This window comes from Sandaracinus amylolyticus, from assembly GCF_000737325.1.
Classification (GTDB): domain Bacteria; phylum Myxococcota_A; class Polyangia; order Polyangiales; family Sandaracinaceae; genus Sandaracinus; species Sandaracinus amylolyticus.
The window spans coordinates 6845317-6865602 of sequence record NZ_CP011125.1 but is presented as its reverse complement, the minus strand read 5'-3'; the positions used below and the strand labels follow the sequence as shown (position 1 = coordinate 6865602).

19 protein-coding genes are annotated in these 20286 nt (G+C 72.8%); 13 read left to right on the top strand and 6 right to left on the bottom strand.

The annotated features are described in order from the left end of the window. Positions 1-322 precede the first annotated feature (322 nt). Positions 323-1123 (top strand): sigma-70 family RNA polymerase sigma factor, encoded by an 801-nt coding sequence (locus DB32_RS29040; RefSeq protein ID WP_053235896.1) that lies wholly within the window; start codon positions 323-325, stop codon positions 1121-1123. Here the strand turns inward: DB32_RS29040 and DB32_RS29035 are convergent, their stop codons facing one another. Beyond that, a complete protein-coding gene (locus DB32_RS29035) occupies positions 1124-2035 on the bottom strand; it encodes a hypothetical protein (RefSeq protein ID WP_053235895.1) in 912 nt (303 codons plus the stop codon). Positions 2036-2114: 79 nt separating this feature from the next. Here DB32_RS29035 and DB32_RS29030 point away from each other — a divergent pair, with 79 nt between their 5' ends. After that, positions 2115-2690, top strand: coding sequence for a universal stress protein (locus DB32_RS29030; protein WP_053235894.1), 576 nt, complete (start codon positions 2115-2117; stop codon positions 2688-2690). Here DB32_RS29030 and DB32_RS29025 read toward each other — a convergent pair. Then, the gene (locus DB32_RS29025) at positions 2687-3478 is read right to left on the bottom strand and encodes an RluA family pseudouridine synthase (RefSeq protein WP_083457894.1); all 792 of its coding nucleotides are present in this window, start codon (positions 3476-3478) and stop codon (positions 2687-2689) included. The two genes, DB32_RS29030 and DB32_RS29025, sit on opposite strands and share 4 nt — an antisense overlap. Between DB32_RS29025 and DB32_RS29020 the strand changes: the two genes are divergently transcribed. The 4 genes from DB32_RS29020 (at position 3477) to DB32_RS47230 (ending at position 6446) form a co-directional block, all read left to right on the top strand. Continuing rightward, positions 3477-4235: a TrmH family RNA methyltransferase gene (locus tag DB32_RS29020; RefSeq protein WP_053235892.1), complete on the top strand. Its 759-nt coding sequence runs from the start codon at positions 3477-3479 to the stop codon at positions 4233-4235. The genes DB32_RS29025 and DB32_RS29020 overlap by 2 nt on opposite strands. Next, the gene (locus tag DB32_RS29015) at positions 4232-4978 is read left to right on the top strand and encodes a metallophosphoesterase (RefSeq protein ID WP_053235891.1); all 747 of its coding nucleotides are present in this window, start codon (positions 4232-4234) and stop codon (positions 4976-4978) included. The genes DB32_RS29020 and DB32_RS29015 overlap by 4 nt, the downstream gene beginning before the upstream one ends. 113 nt (positions 4979-5091) lie before the next feature. Next, a complete protein-coding gene (locus tag DB32_RS29010; RefSeq protein WP_157069514.1) occupies positions 5092-5685 on the top strand; it encodes an RNA polymerase sigma factor in 594 nt (197 codons plus the stop codon). Then, entirely contained in the window at positions 5682-6446 is a 765-nt protein-coding gene (locus DB32_RS47230; protein ID WP_053235889.1) for a hypothetical protein, read from the top strand. Before DB32_RS29010 ends, DB32_RS47230 begins: the two co-directional genes overlap by 4 nt. 6 nt (positions 6447-6452) lie before the next feature. On the opposite strand, the gene DB32_RS29000 is transcribed toward DB32_RS47230, so the two are convergent. Both DB32_RS29000 and DB32_RS28995 read right to left on the bottom strand, forming a co-directional pair. Next, complete coding sequence (locus DB32_RS29000; RefSeq protein ID WP_053235888.1) at positions 6453-7412, bottom strand: transketolase family protein; 960 nt, start codon at positions 7410-7412, stop codon at positions 6453-6455. After that, the gene (locus DB32_RS28995; RefSeq protein ID WP_053235887.1) at positions 7409-8251 is read right to left on the bottom strand and encodes a transketolase; all 843 of its coding nucleotides are present in this window, start codon (positions 8249-8251) and stop codon (positions 7409-7411) included. The genes DB32_RS29000 and DB32_RS28995 overlap by 4 nt, the downstream gene beginning before the upstream one ends. A gap of 81 nt (positions 8252-8332) precedes the next feature. Here DB32_RS28995 and DB32_RS28990 point away from each other — a divergent pair, with 81 nt between their 5' ends. From DB32_RS28990 to DB32_RS28975, 3 genes are all read left to right on the top strand, one after another. Next, positions 8333-8956, top strand: coding sequence for a DUF6992 family protein (locus tag DB32_RS28990; RefSeq protein WP_053235886.1), 624 nt, complete (start codon positions 8333-8335; stop codon positions 8954-8956). A 26-nt stretch (positions 8957-8982) separates the two neighbouring features. Then, entirely contained in the window at positions 8983-9768 is a 786-nt protein-coding gene (locus DB32_RS28985) for a Smr/MutS family protein (RefSeq protein WP_053235885.1), read from the top strand. 445 nt (positions 9769-10213) lie between these two features. Further along, complete coding sequence (locus DB32_RS28975; RefSeq protein ID WP_053235883.1) at positions 10214-11476, top strand: hybrid sensor histidine kinase/response regulator; 1263 nt, start codon at positions 10214-10216, stop codon at positions 11474-11476. Here the strand turns inward: DB32_RS28975 and DB32_RS28970 are convergent, their stop codons facing one another. Continuing rightward, positions 11477-12433, bottom strand: coding sequence for a diacylglycerol/polyprenol kinase family protein (locus DB32_RS28970; protein ID WP_053235882.1), 957 nt, complete (start codon positions 12431-12433; stop codon positions 11477-11479). A 379-nt stretch (positions 12434-12812) separates the two neighbouring features. Here DB32_RS28970 and hflX point away from each other — a divergent pair, with 379 nt between their 5' ends. The 4 genes from hflX (at position 12813) to otsB (ending at position 19539) form a co-directional block, all read left to right on the top strand. Further along, the gene (gene hflX / locus DB32_RS28965) at positions 12813-14213 is read left to right on the top strand and encodes a GTPase HflX (RefSeq protein ID WP_053235881.1); all 1401 of its coding nucleotides are present in this window, start codon (positions 12813-12815) and stop codon (positions 14211-14213) included. A 459-nt stretch (positions 14214-14672) separates the two neighbouring features. After that, on the top strand, positions 14673-15458 hold the full coding sequence (locus DB32_RS28960) for a FadR/GntR family transcriptional regulator (RefSeq protein ID WP_053235880.1): 786 nt from the start codon (positions 14673-14675) through the stop codon (positions 15456-15458). Continuing rightward, positions 15455-17209, top strand: a complete 1755-nt coding sequence (locus DB32_RS28955; protein WP_053235879.1) for a C45 family peptidase — start codon at positions 15455-15457, stop codon at positions 17207-17209. The genes DB32_RS28960 and DB32_RS28955 overlap by 4 nt, the downstream gene beginning before the upstream one ends. Before the next feature lie 125 nt (positions 17210-17334). Next, positions 17335-19539, top strand: coding sequence for a trehalose-phosphatase (otsB, locus tag DB32_RS45755; protein ID WP_240481369.1), 2205 nt, complete (start codon positions 17335-17337; stop codon positions 19537-19539). On the opposite strand, the gene DB32_RS28945 is transcribed toward otsB, so the two are convergent. Further along, entirely contained in the window at positions 19536-20267 is a 732-nt protein-coding gene (locus DB32_RS28945) for a hypothetical protein (RefSeq protein ID WP_053235877.1), read from the bottom strand. The two genes, otsB and DB32_RS28945, sit on opposite strands and share 4 nt — an antisense overlap. Positions 20268-20286: the final 19 nt, after the last annotated feature.

The following is a 20286-nucleotide window of genomic DNA, read 5'->3' as shown; positions in this document are numbered from 1 at the left end:
CGCAGCGTTCGCACTCCGCTCCCCCAGCGCGATGCTACGCCGCGACCCGCGCCGATCTTGGCTCGCCACAGCCGTCGACGCGTCGAGGTGCGGCGGGGTGCGAGGTCCGCGGCCATCGCGTGTCAGCGCGCTGCTCGCATGACGACACGCTGTCGGTCCGCTGGACAGGATGCCGACGGAGCTCCGGACAGCGCGCGCGATGACCACGCGGAACTGCGCGGAAATGAGATGTCACGACGCGGCACGACCGATGCACTGGTGGGGCGCCGACGCGGGCCGGGCCCTCTCCCGACACGCATCGATGAAGCCTCGGAGCAACGTCATGAGCCTCACCCTGCTCGACCGTTACCGCCGCGACCTGCGCGACGTGCACATCCTCGACGCCCAGACCGAGCGCGACCTCGCGCGCCGGTACGCCGCGGGCGATCGCGTCGCGGGCGAGAAGCTCGTCGCCGCCTGCCTTCCTTTCGTGATGACGATCGCGCGCGAGTACCGGCGCTGGGGCGTGCCCTTCGAAGATCTCGTGCAGCAGGGCAACCTCGGTCTGCTGCGCGCGGCCGCGAAGTTCGACCCCGACCGCGAGTGCCGCCTCGCGACCTACGCCGCGACGTGGATCCGCGGCGAGATCCGCGACTACGTCGTCCGCGCGTACCGCATCGTCCGCATCGGTACGACCCACACCGAGCGCACCGCGCTCCGCCGCTATCGCGACGGAAGCGCGACGTCGCCCGAGGAGCTCTCGGAGAAGAGCGGCATGCCGCTCGCGCGATCGATCGCGCTCTGGCCGCTGCTCGCGCAGCGCGACACCTCGCTCGATGCGCCCGTCGAGGGCGGCCCCGCGACGATCGAGCGCATGCCCTCGAGCGCCGCGACGCCCGAGGACGAGCTCGCGGACCGCGAGCAGCAGGACGCCGTGCAGGTCGTGCTCGCGCAGGCGCTGGCGCGGCTCGGCCAGCGCGAGCGACGCATCCTCGAGGCGCGCGCGATGTCCGACGAGCCGCAGACGCTCGAGTCGCTCGGGCGCGAGATGGGCGTCAGCCGCGAGCGCGTTCGTCAGCTCGAGGAGCGCGCGCACGCGGCGCTGCGCAGCGCGCTGCGAGGTGTCGTCCCCGCCGCGGCGTGATCAGTCGGTGAGGAGGTCGCGCGGCAGACCGATGCGCTCGCGCGCGCGCTCCTCACCGACCTGGTTGAGCTCCCAGTACGCCATGCGATCGGTCGCGACGACGCGCATCGACTCGCCTTGGTTGGTCGTCCAACCAAGAATGCGCCTGTCGCCCGTCGCTTCGACGTCGAAGACGCGCTCGTACTCGCCGGCCCGCAGCGTGAAGCGCGTGGCGTCGCCCTCGCGCGATCGCGTGATCGTCGCGCGCACCGGCGTCAGCGCGGTGTGATCGCGCCGCGCGCGCCAGAGCGCGGGCACGAGCATGCCCGACCAGTCGCCACCGCCCGCGAAGTCCCCGTCGAGCTCGCGCAGCTGGATCAGGAGCGCGTCCTCGTAGAGCGCGCCCTCGGCGACGTGCACGAGCTCGTCGCGCTCGCCCTCGCTCGCGAAGTACGAGAGGCCGCGCGCGAAGAACGCGTCGCGACCCGGCCACACCCCCGCGAACACGTGCCCGCACCACTCCTGCGCGCTCATCGTGATCTTCGCCGGCGCGAACCGCTCCGCGTAGTACGCGTCGACCGGCGCGAACACGCTCGTCATCACGCCGTAGGGATAGATGCCGGTCTGGAAGCGCAACATCGAGTTGAGCTTCAGCACCTGCACGCGTCGCTCGCGCGGCGCGTCGTCGTCCTTGATCAGCGTGTCGCGATCGAGCGGCTCGGTGACGTAGACGAGCACCTGCTCCGCCGGACGTGGCTCGCCGTAGCGCGAGACGGTGCCGCGATACGTCGAGAGCTCGGCGTGCCCGTCGCCCCATCGCGCCCAGAACTCGCTCGACGCAGCGCGCCGCGCCTGCGCGGGGAACGAAGGACGCTCGGGCGCTGCGCCACACGACGCGATCACGATCGAGAGGGACAACACGAGCGCGCGCATCGCGCGAGTGTGGAGACGGTGGCGCGGGCTGCAAAGGGGCGTACCTGCCGCGCATCGACAGAAGAGAGGAGCGGGGGACATGGCGCAGCCGGAGCAGTCGTATCGCATCGTGGTGGGGATGGATCTCGAGGAGGCGGGCGACGTCGCGCTCGTGGAAGCGCTGCGCCTCGCGCAGCGCGTCCCGGGGAGCGAGGTGCATCCGGTCTACGCGATCGCGGCGGATCCCGCGGTGCAGCTCAAAGCGGTCGACGACATGTCGCGGCACCTCGTCCGCGCGATGCAGCGGCTCGCGGAGCGCATCGAGCGCATCTGCGCGGACCAGCACGTGTCGCAGCGCACCCGGATGCACGTGCGGTTCGGCGACCCGGTGAAGGTGCTGCAGCAGGTCGCGGTCGACTACGACGCGGACGTGATCGTGGTGGGCACGCACGGCCGTCGCGGGGTCGAGCGGCTCTTGCTGGGATCGGTCGCGTCCGATCTCGTGCGCGTCGCGCGCCTGCCGGTGATCGTCGCGCGCCCGAAGGACTTCCAGGGGCTCGAGAAGAGCGAGCAGCTCGACCCGGCGCGGCCCGGGGAAGAGCTCGCGAAGCAGCGCATCGTGAGCGACGTGATCCACGTCGGACGCCGCGACTCGCACATCGCGGGCCTGATCTAGCTGCGTCGCAGCGCGCGCAGCGCGTCGGCGCGCCAGGGGGGCGGCGCGACGATCTCGATCGGCTCGTGCGTGATCGGGTGCACGAAGCGCATGCGGCGCGCGTGGAGCAAGGGTCTGCGCACGCCGTGCGCCGCGACGCCGTACTTCGGATCGCCGATGATCGGGAGCCCGACGTGCGCGAGGTGCACGCGGATCTGGTGCGAACGACCGGTGATCGGGCGCACGACGAGCTCGGCGCACGCGCCGAGCGGTGCGCGGAAACGCGACACGACCTGCACGTCGGTGCGCGCGGGCTTGCCGTCGTCGGCGACGCGGACCTCGTTGGTGCGCGCGTCCTTCGCGAGCGGCGCGTCGACCACGAACGTCTCGCCCGGCGGCGTGCCGCGCACGATCGCGACGTACTCGCGCTCGACCTCGCCCTTCGCGAGCTGCTCGCTGAGCCCGCGCGCGGCCTCGGGATCGAGCGCGAGCAGCACGACGCCCGACACGTTGCGATCCAGCCGGTGCAGCACGCCGATGCCGCTTCGCGGGCTCGTCGCCGCGAAGTGCGCGCGCGCGAGATCGACCAGGTTGACGCCCGCGCCGCCTTCTCCGCCCTGCGAGAGCACCCCCGCGGGCTTGTCGACCGCGACGAGGTGCGCGTCGCGCCACACGATCCACGACGCGAAATCGAGCGCCGGCGCGGGCGCGCGCGACGTCGGTCGGGGTGGGGTGCGACCTCTTCGCGTCATTGGGCGCACGATGCGGATAGCGCAATTTGCGCCCGCGATGTAGGACCGGCGCGCCATGGCGTCGCGCGTCCCTCACGAGAAGGTCTACGGCATCGCGGCCACGCGCGCGGTGCTCACCGGGCGCATGGGCGACGTGATCCGCATCGCGTACGCCGCGTCGCTGCGTCGCGAGCTCGCGCCGGCGCTGCGCGAGGCTGCATCGCGGCGCATCGCGTTCGAGGAGCGCACCGACGAGGATCTCGCGAAGATCGCGGGCTCGGTGCACCACGAAGGGATCTGCCTCGCCGCGCGGCCTCGGCGCGTGCTCGACGTCGAGGCGCTGATCGGGTGGCGCGACGCGCGCGCGATCCTCGCGCTCGACGACGTCGCGAACCCGCACAACGTGGGCGCGATCGTGCGCAGCGCCGCGTTCTTCGGGGCGGGCGCGCTGCTCGTCGAGGGACCGAGCGATCGCGCGCCGCTCACGCCGGCCGCGGTTCGTGTGGCGCAGGGCGGCGCCGAGCACCTCGCGATGGCGCGCACCGAGCGGCTGCCCGACGCGCTCCGGAAGCTCGCGTCGCGCGGGTTCGCGGTGGTCGGCGCCGACGTGCGCGGCGCGAAGCCGCTGCACGAGCTGCGCTGGCCCGAGCGCGTCGTGCTGGTGATGGGCAGCGAGGGCGAGGGGCTTCGCCACGCGGTGCTCGACGCGTGCACGGATCGCGTGGTGATCGAGGGCACCGGCGCGGTCGAGTCGCTCAACGTGAGCGTCGCAGCGGGGGTCTTGCTGGCGTCGTGGGCGAGCACGAGACCTAGGGCACGAGGTCCTTTGCGATGAGCGTGCGCTGCATCGTCGTCGGCGACGTGCACGGCTGTCTCGACGAGCTCGACGAGCTGCTCCGCGTGGTGCAGCACCGTCCCGGGCGCGATCGGCTCGTGCTCGCCGGAGACATGCTCGACCGCGGGCCCGATCCCGTCGGCGTGGTGCGTCGCGCGCGCGCGATCGGGGCCGAGGCCGTGCTCGGCAACCACGAGGAGAAGCACCTCCGCTATCGCCGGCACGAGCAGCGGCGCACGCGCGAGCCCGAGTATCGCAACCCGATGCGCGAGATGCCGGAGGAGCGCCTCGCGCAGCACCTCGCGCTCTCGGGCGACGACTGGCGCTGGATCGGCGCGCTCCCCGCGTGGAAGCGGCTGCCGGGCGGATGGCTCGTGGTGCACGCGGGGTTCGAGCCGCGCCGCACGCTCGCCGAGCAGAAGACGCCCGTGATCGTGCGCATCCGGGACGTCGACGAGCGCGGCAAGTTCGTCAGCACCGGCGATCCCCGCGAGCGTCCTCCCGGCAGCGTGCCCTGGGCGACGCGCTGGAGCGGTCCCGAGAGCGTCATCTACGGTCACCACGTGCACGGCCTCGCCGAGCCGCGCGTCGATCGTCCGCGCGAGGACGTCGCGTGCTGGGGCATCGACACCGGGTGTGTCTTCGGCGGGCGGCTCACCGCGCTGATCCTGCCGACGTGCGAGGTGGTGCAGGTGCCGGCGCGTCGCGAGTACGTCGCGATCGACCGCGAAGAGATCGACTGAAACGATCCCGGCGCGGCGCGCGAATCGTCTCGATCGAAGTGCACGCATCTCCGCTCGATGGGCTCCCGGCTGCGCTCGCCGGGGCCGATGTGGTACGTCGGCCCTTGGCGGCGATGGACCCGACCGCGAGCGACGAAGAGCTGATGCGCGCGTACGTCGCGGGCGACGCGCGCGCGTTCGAGGTGCTCTTCACGCGCTACGCCGCGCGCGTCCACGCGCTCTTCTCGCGCACGTTCCGCAGCCGCGCGATCGCGGACGATCTCGTGCAGACGACGTTCCTCAAGATCCACGCGGCGCGCGCGACGTACCGCAGCGATCTCCCGGTGCGGCCGTGGCTCTTCGGGATCGCCGCGCGCGTGCGCATCGACGAGCTGCGCCGGCGCTATCGCACCCAAGAGGTCGGCGACGACGCGCTGGACTCGATGCCGCTGCCCGTCGAGGGCGCCGCCGACGCGTGGCCCGAGGCGAACGAAGCCGCGGAGCGCGTCCGGCGCGCGATCGACACGCTCCCCGATGGACAGCGCATCGTCGTGCTGCTGCACCGCTTCGAGGGGATGAGCTTCGGCGAGATCGCGATCGCGCTGCGCGAGGTCGAGGGCAAGTCGATCTCCGAGGTCGCGGTCCGGGTGCGCGCGTTCCGCGCCTACGACGCGCTGCGCACCGCGCTGGCGGATCTCGACGATCGCGAACGACCGGAGGAGCGATGAGCGAGCACCTGCAGCGCGATCTCGTCGCCGGTCTCGTCATGCTCGACGCGCGGGATCCCGAGCGGCTCGCGGCGGAGCGCCATGCGCGCGAGTGCCCGTCTTGCGCGACGTTGCTCGACGACGCGCGCGCGCTCGCGACCTCGCTCGACGCGCTCGCGCCGCCGCCCGGTCCCTCACCGCTCGCGCTCTCGCGCGCGAAGGCGGCGATCCTCGCGCAGCTCGAGCGCGCGCACCTGTCGTGGCCGCGCGCCCTCACGTTGCCCGCGGCCGCGATGGCGACCTTCGTCCTGCTCGCGGTCCTGATGCCGCGGGTGCGCGACGTCGCGTGGACGCTCGCGCTGGGCGTGATCGTCGTCGTCGCGGGCCGGGGCGCGGCCGCGCTGGTGCGCAACACGACGCGCGACGCGGCGTTCGCGCTCGCGCTCGGCGTCGGCACGTCGGTCGTGCTCGGTCTCGCCGACGTCGACGGGAGCGGCGAGCATCATGGTCCCGCGTGCGCCGTGCTCGAGCTGATCGCCGCGGTCGTGCCGCTCGCCGCGATCGCGCTCGTCGCGTGGCGCGCGCGCGTCGCGATCACACCGCTGGGGATGGCGACCGTCGCGGCCTCGGGCGCGCTCGCCGGGCAGCTCGTGTTGCGCGCGGTGTGCCCCGGGCGCCAGCTCGATCACCTGCTCGGCGTCCACGTCGGCGGCGTGATCGCGGCGGCGCTGATCGGCGCCGCGATCGCGCGCGTGCCCGCGCTCGTCACGCGGGCACGCTGAACCCGCTCAGCGACCGAGCCGCTCGCGCACGACGGCGACGATGCCGTCCGCGTCGAGCTTGAACTTGCGATAGAGATCCTCGGGCTCGCCGCTCTCGCCGAACACGTCGGGGATGCCGTGGCGGTGTAGCCGCGCGCGCGCTCCCGCGACCTCCGCGAGCACCTCGGCCACCGCGCCGCCCATGCCGCCGAGCACGTTGTGGTCCTCGACGCTCACGAAGAGCGGGACCTTCTTCGCCCATGCCGCGATGCCCTCGCGATCGAAGGGCTTGATGCTCGGCACGTTGATCACGGCCGCGTCGATGCCCGCCGCCGCGAGCTGCTTGCGCGCGTCGACCGCGTGGAAGGTCGGGCCACCGGTCGCGAGGATCGCGACGTCCTTGCCCTCCGCGAGCACGTCGAGCTTGCCGGGCGCGAACTCGTACCCGGGGCCGTGCACCGGCGTGAGGTCCTGGCGCGTGAGGCGCAGGTACGCCGCGCCGCGATGCGTCGCGAGGTACTCGACGATCTGCCGCGTCTCGAGCTCGTCCGCCGGCTGATAGACCTCCATCGTCGGCAGCGTGCGCATCAGCGCGAGATCCTCGAGGCCCATCTGCGAGTAGCCGTCGGGACCGATGCCGACGCCCGCGTGGGTGCCGACGATCTTCACGTTGCCGCCCGAGTACGCGACCGAGATCTTGATCGTCTCGAAGCGCCCCGCGACGAAGCACGCGAACGAGCAGCAGAACGCGTTCTTGCCGGCGAGCCCGAGGCCCGCCGCGACGCCGACCATGTTCTGCTCGGCGATGCCCATCTCGAAGAAGCGCTCGGGGAACTTCTTCGCGAAGAGCTCGCTCTTCGTGCTCTTCGCGAGATCCGCGTCGAGCACCACGAGATCCGTGTGCTTCGCGCCGAGCTCGGCGAGCACCTCGCCGAACGCCTGACGGGACGCCTTGGGCTTCGACGCGACTGCCTTCTGCTCGCTCATGATCCCAGCACCTCCGGATCGAGCTCCGCGAGAGCCTTCTCCAGCTGTTCCTTGTTCGTCGCGACGCCGTGCCACTTCACGAGCTCGCTCTCCATGAAGGACACGCCCTTGCCCTTGATCGTGTCGGCCACGATCAGCTTCGGCGCGCCCTCGGGCTTCTCGGCCCACTCGTACGCGTCGAGGATGTGCCCGTAGTGGTGCCCGTCGATGCGCGTCGTCAGCCAGCCGAACGAGCGCGCCTTCTCCTCGATCGACTCGAGCGGCATGACGTCCTTCACGAGGCCGTCGATCTGCGCCTTGTTCGAGTCGACGATCGCGACGAGGTTGTCGAGCCGGTACTTCGAGGCGCTCATCATCGCCTCCCAGACCTGGCCCTCCTGGATCTCGCCGTCGCCCATCATGCACCAGATGCGCGCGCCGTTTCCGTCGAGGCGCGCGCCGAGCGCCATGCCCACCGCGACCGAGAGGCCCTGACCGAGCGAGCCGGTGCACGCCTCGATGCCGGGCACGGTGCCGACGACCGGGTGGCCCTGCAGCGGCGAGCCGAGCTTGCGCAGCGTCGGCAGCAAGTCGCGCGAGAAGTAGCCGTGGTGCGCGAGCACCGCGTAGAGCGCGGGCACGCCGTGCCCCTTGCTCAGCACGAAGCGATCACGCGCCGGGTCGTTCGCGCGCTGCGCGCCCTGCCGCAGGTGCTTCGAGTAGAGCGTCTCGATCAGGTCCACGGCCGAGAGCGAGCCGCCCGGATGGCCGCTGCCTGCGTGGGTGATCATCTCGAGGATGTCGCGCCGCAGGCGCGTGCAAGTGGCTGCGAGCGTCGCGATCGTGGCCTGCCGATCCATCGGTCCTCCGCACCCGCGGGACCGCGGGCGCGCGCCTCTTAGCACGCGATTTTGCGATCGGAAAGGTATGCTCGCGCGACCATGACGACCCACACGCTCGCGCTCGCCGCGCTGCTCGTCGTGTCGGTTCCAGGCGCCGCTTCGGCGCAGACGCTCGCGCGCGAGGACCTCGCGGTCGAGCGGCTCGCGACGCTGCGTCTCTCCCACCGCGGCGAGCGCATCGACGAGGGCCTCGTGCTGCTCACGTTCGGGCTCGCGAGCGTGGTGCTCGGCGGTGTCGCGGCCGGTGTCGGTCACGACGATCCGTGGTGGCTCGGCGCGGGCCTCGGGACGGCGGGGTGGGGCGCGGTGAACGCGGCGTTCTCGCTCGGCATGCTCGATCTCGGCGGTGGCCTCGCGCGGAGCATCGACGACGATCGCCTCCTGCGCGGCGCGACGCGCGAGGCGCGCACCCGCGCGCTGGCGCGCGATCAGTACGCGAGCGCGACGGTGCTCGCGGTGAACGCGGGGCTCGACGTGTTCTACGTCGCGACCGGGGTCCTGCTCGCGGTGATCGCGAACCTGCTCGACACGCGCGAGCCCGCGCTCGAAGGCTACGGCGTCGCGATGGCCGCGCAGGGCGTCGGTCTGCTCGCGTTCGATCTCACCGTGTGGATCCGCTCGATGGAGCGCGGGGACGAGCTCCTCGCGCTCGAGGCGGACTGACTCGGCGCCGATATACTGCCCTGGCGATGGCGAGGAAGAAGAAGCGCGTCTCCGAGTTCGAGCCCGAGCCGAAGGCCCCGGCGCCTCCGCCCGTGGGCACCTCGATGCGCGATCTGCTGAAGGGCGTGGAGCTCGCGAAGCCCGAGGCGAAGAAGAAGCCCGAGCCCAAGAAGCCCGAGCCGCCGCCTCCTCCGCCGCGCCCCGCCGCGCCGATCACGACGACGCCCGCGCGCGATCTCGAGGGCCGTCCTTCCGAGACGTTGCGCGGCGACGATCGGATCGCGTACCTCGACGCGCTCGCCGGCGTGCGTCCGATGGCCGGTCGTGGACCGCGTCGTCTCGGCGCCGTCGCCGCGCCGCCGAGCCCGCCGAAGCCCGAGGAGCGCAACCGCGACGCCGCCGCGCGCGCGCGGCTCGCGTCGCTCGTCGCCGGCGGCGTGCACTTCGACGTGCACCGCGAAGAAGGCTGGATCGAGGGCATCCGTCGCGACGCGAAGCCCTCGCTCATCGACGCGCTCTATCGCGCGACCGTCGGCTCCGAGGCGACGCTCGATCTCCACGGCATCCGCGCCGCGATCGCGGGCGATCGGGTCACGAAGTTCGTGCGCGATGCGCAGCGTCACGGGCTCCGTCGCGTGCTCATCGTGCACGGCAAGGGACTGCACAGCGACGACGGCAACGGCGTCCTCGCGGACGTCGTCGTCGGCGCGCTCACCGAGGGCGGCGCTGCACCGCTCGTGATCGCGTTCTGCACCGCGCCGCAAGCGCAAGGCGGCGCGGGCGCGCTGCTGGTCGAGCTCACGAAGCGATAGAGGCCAGCCGCCACCGTGGCACTCGGCAACCGCCGGGGGCACGGACGGTGCTTGTTGCGACGGTTGCCATGGGCTCGGCATCGACGCACACGGAGCCGCCGTCGGCGATGACGGCCGGAGCAGGACCCCGCCGCGCCGTCGTCGGGAGCCCCGATCTCGCGGTGTGCTGGCGCGCGCTGCTCGCGCTCGTGGGCCGCGCTCGCGTCCCGGCGCATCCGACGACGCGCGGAGAACGCAGGATCCCGGCGCGCGCGAGCCTCGCGCGTGCGCTGCGCGACGGGGCTGCCTCGCAGCGCGCGCGCGTCGAGCGCGCCACAGGCGCGTGGGCCGGTGAGGCAACCGCCCTCGACGAGCGCGCCGATCGAGCGCGGCGCGCGAGCTCCGACTCACTCACGAAGCCCGCCGACGTGGCCGTCATCGCCGCGCAAGCCGTCTGAGGAGGCGCATGCCCTACCGCGAGCAGCACGCGGCCAGCGAGGCCGAGCAGGAGTCTCTGCCGCCGGCGCGGATCCTCGTCGTCGACGATCGCGAGGAGAACCTCCTCGCGGTGCGCGCGAGCCTCGCCGCGCCCGACTATCGGCTCGTCGAGGCGCGCTCGGGCGAGGAGGCGCTCCGGCACCTCCTCCAGGACGACACGTTCGCGCTCGTGCTCCTCGACGTGCGCATGCCCGGCATGGACGGCTTCGAGGTCGCGCACCTCATGCGACGGCGCGCGCGCACGCGCTTCACGCCGATCGTGTTCCTCAGCGCAGACGCGATCGACCTCGCGAGCGCGTACCGCGGCTACGAGGCCGGCGCGATCGACTACATGCTCAAGCCGCTCGACCCGCTCGTGCTCCGCGCGAAGGTCGCCGCGTTCGTCGAGCTCCATCAGCAGCGCGAGCTGATCCGGCGGCAGGGCGAGCGTCTCGCGCGCGCGGAGGCGAGGAACCACGAGCTCCAGCTCGCGGCGGTGCAGCTCGAGTCGGAGCGTCGCGAGAGGGCGGCGCTCTCCGATGCCGTTCGGATGCGCGACGAGTTCCTCATGCTCGCGTCGCACGAGCTCAACACGCCGCTCACGCCGCTCCTGGCGTCGATCCAGTCGCTGCTGCTCTCGGCGCGCGCCGGTCGCTTCGAGCCCACCCACGCCGTCCGCTCGCTCGAGCTCGCGCAGCGCCAGATCCGCAGGCTCGCGCGCCTCGTCGCGGAGCTGCTCGAGGTCACGCGCATCGAGGGGGGCAAGCTCGCGCTCTCGCTCACCGACGTCGACCTCGCGGAGGTCGCGCGAGAGGTCGTCGAAGCGCACCGCGAGGAGTCGGCGCGCGCCGGCGTGCCGCTTCAGCTCGAGGTCCGCGGCTCGGCGCGAGGGCGATGGGACCGGATGCGCATCGAGCAGATCGTCACGAACCTCGTCGCGAACGCGGTGAAATTCGGCGATCACAAGCCCGTCGACGTGATCGTCGAGCTGGACGGCGACGTCGCGCGGATCCTCGTGCGCGACCGCGGCATCGGCATCGGCGCCGATCACATCGGGCGCATCTTCGATCGCTTCGCGCGCGCCGAGAGCTCGCGCCACTACGCGGGCCTCGGGCTCGGCTTGTACATCGTGCGCCGGCTCGCGGAGGCGCACGGCGGGACCGTCCGCGTGGAGAGCGCCATCGGTCGAGGCTCGACGTTCACCGTCGAGCTCCCGGCGCGGCCCACGACCGGCGTCCACGCGTCCGCGTGACTATCCGACCGCGATGCCCGCGAGGAACGCGCCGACCCACGCCATCACGGGGATCGCGAGATTGTCGTCGACCTTGCGGCTGTAGAGCTCCGCGAACGCGCCCAGCAGCGCCGCCGCGCCCGCGACCGCGAGCGCCGGCGCCCATCCCGCGCCGTGCACGCCGATCATCAGCGCGACGCCGCCGATCCACGCCGCGACCACGAACGCGAGCGTGCCTTCCACCGAGCGGCCGTTCACCCAGCGCACGCGCCCCCAGCGACGTCCCACGATCGCCGCGATCGGATCGCCGAGCCCGAGCGTCACCAGCGCGAGCGCGCACGGGATCAGCTCGCGCGTGCTCGCGAGGATCGCGATCGACGTCGCGTAGTACGTCGCGGAGTTGACGCGATGGGCCTCGTGCGGATGAGCGACTGGCCCGAACAGCTTCATCATGAAGTCGTTCGCGCGCGGCCAGATCCTCCGCGACGCCTCCATCGTCCATCCGGCGAGCGCGCCCGCCCACGCGATCACGATCACCACGTCCCACGAGGGCACGAGCTCGAGGATCGTGAGCGACGCGGTCGCGTTGAACACGTGGAACGCGTTCCGCGCGTAGTTCTTCGGGCGCAGGCTCGGCACGTGGATCGACGCGGCGCGCAGCGACGACGCGAGCTCCTCGTACTTCGGCATCACGCGCGCGCGGAACGCGAGCCACTCGCTGCGGAGATCGCTCTTCGGCGCGTGCTGCTCGAGCGTGCCCTCGAGGTCCACCAGCCGCTCTCGCAGCGCGGGCGCCGCGACCGCCTCGGGATCGTCGCGGCGCACCAGCTCGCGCAGCGCCTCCTGCACGCGCGCGAGCCGCGCGGGCAGCGCGCGAACGTGCTCACGCCAGCGGAAACGACTCCGATCGAGCTCGCCGAGGAGTCGGTGCAGCTCGAGCGCCAGGTCGCGACTGTCCTGCGCGAACGCGGTCACCATGCCGACATCTGTCCCGCCCGTGGGCCCTGCGAGAGACGAACCAACTCGGACGGCGGAACGACGAAGGCCCCGGACTGCCGCTGCGAAAGGCGTGCACCCCTGGGCCCATCCGAGACCGCCGCGGGGCGGCGAAGGTTACATCCGCACGTCGCGCGCGCGCCAGGGGAACTCTCGGCCGCCTCGGTCGCGCCCCGTGGCCGTCGCGACCACACCGGTGAGGCGGCCGTTTCGCCCGCCCGGCTCGTGTCGCCGGCCCACGGCGTGTGGCGCGCGAGCACGACGGTGCCGCCCACCCCGATGCCGCCGCACGTCGCGGCGTGCTCGTCGCGTCGCCGCGCCTTGCGTCGCGCGATCGCGGTGCGACATCTCCGGGCTCCGCATGGCAACCCACGACGAAGAAGGCCTCCCGCGCTCGCGCCGCGACCTCCAGGGCCGACCGCGCGCCGTCGTGGTCGGCGTTCAGCTCCCCGGCGTCGACGACGTCGAGTTCGAGGCCTCGCTGATCGAGCTCGAGCGGCTCGGCACCACGCTCGGTCTGCTCCCGATCACGCGCATCACGCAGAAGCGCAGCGCGCTCGCGCCCGCGGCGGTGCTCGGCGAGGGCAAGCTCGTCGAGCTCGCGTCGTGGACCGGCGGCACCGGCATCGTGCCGAGCGGCGCGCCGCAGAAGAAGAAGCGCAAGATCGACCAGGCCGACGACGAGCCGGAAGACGAGGCCGAGGAGGCCGGAGCGGTCGCGCCCACCGGCGAGCCGCGCGCGACGGTGGTGCTCGTCGATCACGATCTCGCGCCCTCGCAGGCGCTCAACCTCGAGCGCGCGACCGGCGCCGAGGTGCTCGATCGCACGTCGGTGATCGTGTCGATCTTCCAGCGCCACGCGCGCACCCGCGAGGCGCGCATCCAGGTCGAGATCGCGCGGCTCACGTACCTCGCGCCTCGGCTGCGCGAGGCGGGCGCGGGCGGCGATCGCCAGCGCGGCGGCATCGGCGGCAAGGGCGCGGGCGAGAGCGCGGTCGAGCTCGATCGGCGCCGCATCCGCGATCGCATCGCGGAGCTGCGCAACGAGCTCTCGCAGGTGCAGCGCGAGAGCGACGTGCGCCGCGCGCGCCGCGTGCAGCGCGGGGACACGTTCGCGCTCGTCGGCTACACGAACGCGGGCAAGTCGTCGTGGTTCCGGATGCTCACCGGCGGCGAGGTGTACGTCGCGGACGAGCTCTTCGCGACGCTCGACACCACGGTGCGCGCGCTCGCGCCCGAGACGCGCCCGCGCATCCTCGTCAGCGACACGGTCGGGTTCATCGATCGCCTCCCGCACGACCTCGTCGCGTCGTTCCGCTCGACGCTCGAGGAGGCGCGCGACGCGAGCTTGCTCGTGCACGTGGTCGACGCGAGCGACCCTGCGTTCCGCGCGCAGCTCGACGTGACGAAGCGCGTGCTCGCGGAGATCGACGCGGACCAGGCGCCCTCGCTCGTGCTGCTCAACAAGGTCGATCGCATCGACGCGCAGGCGCGCGAGGCGCTCGCGATCGAGTACCCCGACGCGATGCAGGTGAGCGCGCGCTCGAAGGACGACGTCGCGACGGTGCGCGAGCGCATCGTGGCGTTCTTCGAGCGCGACATGGTCGAGGACGAGCTCTTCGTGCCGTACGCGAAGAGCGCGATCGTGAACCGCGTGCACGAGAGCGCGCGGGTGCTCGACGAGACGCACGAGGACGAAGGCACGCGCCTCAAGGTGCGCGCCCCCGCGGCGGTGCTCGCGCAGCTGCGCGCGCAGCTCTGATCGGGGAATTCGCTCGTCAGCCCGGCGCCGCCGGTCGCGAGGCCGGCGCGCACCGAAACCAGGCCGGCGCGCACCGAAACCAGGCCGGCGCGCGCGCCGTGTGGGCCGCCCTGCTCGTCGGCGAGGCCGCCTCTCGGCGTCGCGACCCCGGCGCGCTCGCCCGCGAGCCCGACGTCGGTCCCCCGCGGGGCCGCCGCGCACCGCCGCCAGACCGCCGAGCACCGAAACGAGGCCGGCGCGCACCGAAACCAGGCCGCCGATCGCCGAATCGGTGCCGCCGATCACCGAAACGGACCCGCTGCGCGGTCGCCGAGGGCCGCCGAGCACCGACGGGACGGTGTCGTGCGTCGAGAACACCCGGCGTGTGGTGGCCAGCCCCCAGGCATCGTGCTCGGCGGTGGCACAACGATGACGATTGATGGGTTGTGATGTCGATATGTCGGATGTATTTGATCCGACATGGACGGCGGCGGGGCGGGGGCTCGGAAGCGACGACCGGCGGCGCGCGCCACGCGCAAGGCCGATCTGGTCGCGCACGACCTGCTTCAAAGCGTCGTCGCCGGCGACATCGCGGTCGGCTCGCTCCTGCCTCGCGAGGACGAGCTCGCGACGCGCTACGACGTGAACCGCAGCGTCGTCCGCGAGGCGATCAAGCTGCTCGAGGTGCATCGGCTCGTGGAGCCCACGCGACGCCGCGGCACCGAGGTGCTCGACCCGCTGCGCTCGCTCTCGCCCGAGGTCCTGCGCGCGATGCTGCAGCGACGCGACGGTCGCATCGATCGCCACGTGCTCGCGGGGCTGCTCGAGATCCGCGCCGGGCTCGACGCGCAGATGACCGAGCTCGCGGCGCTGCGCCGTGAGGACGCCGATCTCGACGCGCTCGACGCGCTCGTCGCCCGGCTGCGCGCCGCGCGCGATCCCAGCGCGATCGATCACGTGCGGCTCGAGCTCCCGATCCTCGTCGCGCGCGCCACCAAGAACCCGCTCTTCGAGATGCTCGCGCACTGGAACGAGCTCGTCGTGCGCGACCTCGACGCGGTGTTCGGCTCGATGCGGCCGACGCTCGACGCGTACACGCAGGGCATCGCGCTGCTCGTCGACCTCATCCGACGCCGCGATCCCGACGCGGTGCGCGCGCTCGTCGCCGCCTACCACGCGTGGGCCACGCCGCGCCTCCTCGCTGCTGCTGCGCTCGCGTCCGGCGAGCCGCTCGACCTCGCTCTGCCGAAAGGGGGATCCCGATGACTGCTTCGCTCCTCGATCACGCGCCTGCCGTCCCGAACGCGTCGACCACCGAGCAACCCGCCTGGCGCAAGCACGGCAAAGGCGCGCACCGGCGCACCCAGGGCCTGCACGTGATCCGTCTGTCCGGCTCGTTCCGCGAGATGGGCGAGCAGCACGGCGCGCTGATGCGCGATCAGATCCGTCGCGGCCCGATGCCGTACTACCGCGCGCACTTCACGAAGCTCGTGGGCCGCTCGCAGCTCGGCGCGCTCTCGCACGCGGTGTGGCCGACGCTGCAGATGCTCGTCGGGCGTCGGGTCGCGTCGCGCATCCCGGAGTTCGCGCGCGAGACGCTGCGCGGGCTCGCCGAGGGATCGGGCATGCCGTACCAGGATCTCGTCGACGGCGCGACGATGCCGGACGCGCTGCTGTGGCTCGCGTCGAGCCTCATGAAGGTGCACGCGCCCGGGCCCGCGGTCGCGCATCGCATCTCGCTCGGCCTCGGCTGCACGTCGGCGATCGCGTGGGGTGACGCGACGAAGGACGGCAAGCTGCTGCACGCGCGCAACTTCGACTACCACGGCGTGTCGTGCTGGCCGCAGGAGGCCGCGGTGATCTTCCACGAGCCCGATCGCGGGCAGCGCTACGTCTCGATCGCGAGCGCGGGCGTGCCGCTCGGCGGGATCACCGCGATGAACGAGGCGGGCCTCACGCTCACCGTGCACCAGCACATGTTCACGGATCGCGCGCGCCTCGGCGGCACGCCGATCGCGGTCGCGGGCGACACCGTGATGCGCGAGGCGAAGAGCATCGCGGACGCGGAGGCGATCCTCTCGGCGCACCGCCCGGTCGGGTGCTGGACGTACCTCGTGACCGACGGGAAGACGAAGGAGGTGCTCTGCTGGGAGGAGAACCCCGATCGTCACGCCGCGTTCAAGCCCGCGCGCGAGCGCAGCACGTTCGGCTACGCGAACGTCTACCTCGACGAAGAGCTCGGCGACACCGAGGTGAACCTCTACGGCTCGTACTGGCGCCACAACGAGGCGCGCCATCGCAAGGCGAACGAGCTCCTCGCGCAGCGTCGCGGAACGCTCGATCCGCAGGGGATGGCGGAGATCCTCGCGGATCCGGGCCACGACGCGTGCCGCATCAGCGAGGCGATCTCGATGGTGATGACGGTGGGCTCCGTCGTGTTCCGTCCCGAGGACGGAGTCGTGTGGGTCGGCACCGGCGAGGCGCCGACGAGCGAGGGATCGTTCGTGCCGTTCTCGCTCGAGCACGCCGATCACGATCCGCGCGCGGGCACGATCGACACGACGTCGCGCGAGAGCGCCGAGGCGCGCGCCGCGTTCGAGCACTACCGACGCGCGTACGTGCAGTACCTCGACGAGCACGACGTCGGCGCGGCGCGCGCCGAGATGCGGCGCGCGATCGAGCTGCAGCCGCGCCAGGCGCTCTACCACTTCCTCGAGGGCCTCTGCGCGCTGCAGATCGGCGACGCGGACGGCGCGGCGCGCGCGATGTCGAGCGCGCTCGAGATCGGCCATCCGCACGAGCAGCGCCGCGCCGCGATGCACCTCTGGCGAGCGCGCGCGCACGCGCAGGCCGGACGCAAGAAGGACGCGGCGGCGGACTGGCGTCGCTGCCTCGCGCTGCGCGCCGACCCGGTGGTGCACGACGCGGCACGTCGCGATCTGCGTCGTGGCTGGAGCGCACGTCGCGCGGAGCGCGCGCAAGTCGACTTCTCGATGGCGGACGTCGCGATCCCCTGACGTGGCACTTCGCGGCGGAGCCGCGAACCGCAAACGAGCGCGCGGTGGTCGTCTCCGCGCTCGGCGGGACCATGTCAGGCGATGTGGAGCCCACGAGCCCGGAGCCGATCCGAGCGTTGGCGACCGTGCCCACGCTCGGCGTGCTCGTCGACCTCGACGGCACGCTGATCCCCATCGCGAGCACGCCGCAGCAAGCGCAGTCGGACGCGGAGGTCGCGAGCGTGCTGCGCGATCTCGCGCGCGCACCCGGTACGTGCGTCGTCGTCGTGAGCGGGCGACCGCGCGCGTCGCTCGACGATCGTGTCGGCGGGATCGAAGGCATCGATCTCGTCGCCGAGCACGGCGCGTGGCGGCGCGACGAGCGCGGCTGGTCACCGCTGCCGCTCGTCGGCACGCCGCCCGATGGGATCGAGCGCACGCTCGCCGCGCTCGCGCGTGCGTACCCCGGCGCGTTCGCGGAGCCGAAGACGTGGTCGGTGTGCCTGCACTACCGGCGCGTGTCCGCGTCGTCGCGCGAGGCGCTCGTGGTCGAGGCCACGCACGCGATCCGCGGATGGATCGCGCAGCACCCGGAGTACGAGCTGCTCGAGGCCGATCACGCGCTCGAGGTCCGACATCGAGGCGCGCAGAAGGGCACGGCCGTGCCCTGGCTCCGCGAGCGCCTCGGGCCGGGCGCGCGGCTCCTCGCGCTCGGCGACGACCTCACCGACGAGGACACGTTCGCGTCGCTCGACGAGCACGACGTCGCGGTGCTGGTGAGCCCGTCGGAGCGCACGACGCGCGCGGCCGCGCGGCTCGAGGGACCGAGCGAGGTGCGCGCGCTGCTGCGATGGCTCGCTCGCGCGCGTCATCGCGCTGTCGCCCACCGCGACGTGACGATCGGCTCGTCGGACTCTCAGCCGCCTCCGCCGCTGCCCCGTCGCCGCGCCGCGGTCTCGCCGGACGACGGCCCGCCGCTCGTCGTCATCTCGAACCGCATGCCCGACGCCGCGCCGAGCGGCGACGCGCGCACGCGCAACGTCGGTGGGCTCGTCGCCGCGCTCGAGCCCGCGCTCGCGGCGCGCGGTGGGCTCTGGCTCGGATGGAGCGGCCGCGCGCGCGCGGGACAGCACCGCGATCTCGCGATCGATCGCAGCGTCGTGCCGGCGCGCGCGTCGTTCGACTTCGAGCCGCGCTGGCACGAGCTCTACTACAACGGCTTCGCGAACCGCAGCCTCTGGCCGCTCTTCCACTCGCTGCCCGAGCGCGCGCGCTACGCCGACGACGAGTGGGCCGCGTACGTCGAGGTGAACGAGGTGTTCGCGGAGGCCGCGTCGCGCGTCACCTCGCGCAACGGGACGATCTGGGCGCACGACTATCACCTGCTGCTCGTCGGCGCGGCGCTGCGGCGGCGCGGCTTCACCGGACGGCTCGGACACTTCCTCCACATCCCGTTCCCGCCGCTCGATCTGCTCGAGACGATGCCGTGGGCGCCGGAGATCGTGAGCGCGCTGCTCGCGTTCGATCTCCTCGGGTTCCACACCCGGCGCTTCGCGGCGAACTTCCTCGCGTGCGCGCGTGAGCTCGCGGGCGCCGAGCGGATCGCCGAGGACGCGCTGCGCGTGCAGGGCCGCGTGGTGCGCGCGCGCGCGTTCCCGCTGGGGATCGACCCCGCGCCGTTCGAGTCGCCCGAGGACGACGAGGGCGTCGACGAAGAGCTCGCGCAGCTGCGCACCGCGATGGGCGATCGCCAGCTCGTGCTCGGCGTCGATCGGCTGGACTACACGAAGGGCATCCCGCAGCGCCTCGAGGCGTTCGCGCGCATGCTCGAGCTGCATCCGGCGCTGCGAGGGCAGGTCTCGATGATCCAGGTCGCGGTGCCCTCACGCTCCGACGTGCCCGAGTACGCCGCGCAGCGGGCCGCGATCGAGGCGCTCGTCGGGCACATCAACGGCACGCTCGGCGAGGCGCACTGGGTCCCCGTGCGGTACGTGTATCGATCGTACGGGCGCACCCACCTCGCGCGGCTGTATCGCGAGGCGGACGTCGCGCTGGTCACGCCGCTCCGTGACGGCATGAACCTCGTCGCGAAGGAATTCGTCGCGGCGCAGGACGCGAACGATCCCGGCGTGCTGCTGCTCTCGCACTTCGCAGGAGCCGCGGAGGAGATGCGCGCCGCGGCGCTGTGCACGAACCCGTACCACCGCGACGGCATGGCGAACGATCTCGCGCGCGCGCTCGCGATGTCGCTCGAGGAGCGCCGCGCGCGGCACGCCGAGCTGCTCGCGATGGTCCACCGCACGACGAGCGCGTCGTGGGCCGACGCGTTCCTCTCGGCGCTCGAGGGTTAGACCGTCGGCGCGCGGCGCTTCGCGAGCACTTCGAGGTTCTCGAGCACGCGCGCGTCGAACTCCGCGAGGAAGCGCTTCACCTCGGGCTGCGCGAGCACCGCCTCGATGCGCGACACCGAGGTCTCGATCGTCGCCTTGTCGCCGCCCTCGAGGGTCGGCGTGTCCGCCCCGCTGCGCCGGAGCGATCGCAGCGTGCGCATCGCCGCCGCGACGAGCCCGCGCACCGGGCCGAGCGCGGTCGCGATCAGCGCGCTCAGGAACGTCGTGTCGGTCGCCTTGAGCGCGACGTCGAACGCGGTGCGGATCTCGCGGCTCTGCTGCGTCTGCTCGGCGACGTCGCGCGCGTCCTGGAGCAGCCCGACGGCGAGCGCGTGATCGATGACGCGCCCGAGGAGCAGCATCTCCGCGAGGTCGCGGCTGACCCACCGCACGCCGAGCACGATCGAGAGGATCTTCCGGATCGGGAAGAGCAGCAGCTTGATCGGAAGCCAGAGCAGCGCGCCGAGGCAGCCCCCGACGCAGCCCGAGTCGTCGGCCCAGAGCGGCTGGATCGCGCCCTTCGACATCGTCGTCGGCACGCTCGAGCGCACCATCCACGCGGCGATCTGCTGGCGCACCAGATCGTCGACGAGCGGCACCGGCACGAAGCGAGCGGCCGCGTAGAGGATGCCCGCGGTGATGCGCAGTCGGAGCGCGGCGGGCGTGGGCTCGCTGGTGAGGCCGGTCATGGACGACTCACTCTAATAC

Excerpts from the sequence above, each read along its gene's own strand:
- DB32_RS29035 (WP_053235895.1), bottom strand. The coding sequence starts at position 2,035 with ATGCGCGCGCTCGTGTTGTCCCTCTCGATCGTGATCGCGTCGTGTGGC.
- DB32_RS29025 (WP_083457894.1), bottom strand. The coding sequence starts at position 3,478 with ATGGCGCGCCGGTCCTACATCGCGGGCGCAAATTGCGCTATCCGCATC.
- DB32_RS29040 (WP_053235896.1), top strand. The coding sequence starts at position 323 with ATGAGCCTCACCCTGCTCGACCGTTACCGCCGCGACCTGCGCGACGTG.
- hflX (WP_053235881.1), top strand. The coding sequence starts at position 12,813 with ATGGCAACCCACGACGAAGAAGGCCTCCCGCGCTCGCGCCGCGACCTC.
- DB32_RS29000 (WP_053235888.1), bottom strand. The coding sequence starts at position 7,412 with ATGAGCGAGCAGAAGGCAGTCGCGTCGAAGCCCAAGGCGTCCCGTCAG.
- DB32_RS28945 (WP_053235877.1), bottom strand. The coding sequence starts at position 20,267 with ATGACCGGCCTCACCAGCGAGCCCACGCCCGCCGCGCTCCGACTGCGC.
- DB32_RS28955 (WP_053235879.1), top strand. The coding sequence starts at position 15,455 with ATGACTGCTTCGCTCCTCGATCACGCGCCTGCCGTCCCGAACGCGTCG.
- DB32_RS47230 (WP_053235889.1), top strand. The coding sequence starts at position 5,682 with ATGAGCGAGCACCTGCAGCGCGATCTCGTCGCCGGTCTCGTCATGCTC.
- DB32_RS29030 (WP_053235894.1), top strand. The coding sequence starts at position 2,115 with ATGGCGCAGCCGGAGCAGTCGTATCGCATCGTGGTGGGGATGGATCTC.
- DB32_RS28970 (WP_053235882.1), bottom strand. The coding sequence starts at position 12,433 with ATGGTGACCGCGTTCGCGCAGGACAGTCGCGACCTGGCGCTCGAGCTG.
- DB32_RS28975 (WP_053235883.1), top strand. The coding sequence starts at position 10,214 with ATGCCCTACCGCGAGCAGCACGCGGCCAGCGAGGCCGAGCAGGAGTCT.
- DB32_RS29010 (WP_157069514.1), top strand. The coding sequence starts at position 5,092 with ATGGACCCGACCGCGAGCGACGAAGAGCTGATGCGCGCGTACGTCGCG.
- DB32_RS28960 (WP_053235880.1), top strand. The coding sequence starts at position 14,673 with ATGGACGGCGGCGGGGCGGGGGCTCGGAAGCGACGACCGGCGGCGCGC.
- DB32_RS28995 (WP_053235887.1), bottom strand. The coding sequence starts at position 8,251 with ATGGATCGGCAGGCCACGATCGCGACGCTCGCAGCCACTTGCACGCGC.
- DB32_RS29020 (WP_053235892.1), top strand. The coding sequence starts at position 3,477 with ATGGCGTCGCGCGTCCCTCACGAGAAGGTCTACGGCATCGCGGCCACG.
- DB32_RS28985 (WP_053235885.1), top strand. The coding sequence starts at position 8,983 with ATGGCGAGGAAGAAGAAGCGCGTCTCCGAGTTCGAGCCCGAGCCGAAG.
- DB32_RS28990 (WP_053235886.1), top strand. The coding sequence starts at position 8,333 with ATGACGACCCACACGCTCGCGCTCGCCGCGCTGCTCGTCGTGTCGGTT.
- DB32_RS29015 (WP_053235891.1), top strand. The coding sequence starts at position 4,232 with ATGAGCGTGCGCTGCATCGTCGTCGGCGACGTGCACGGCTGTCTCGAC.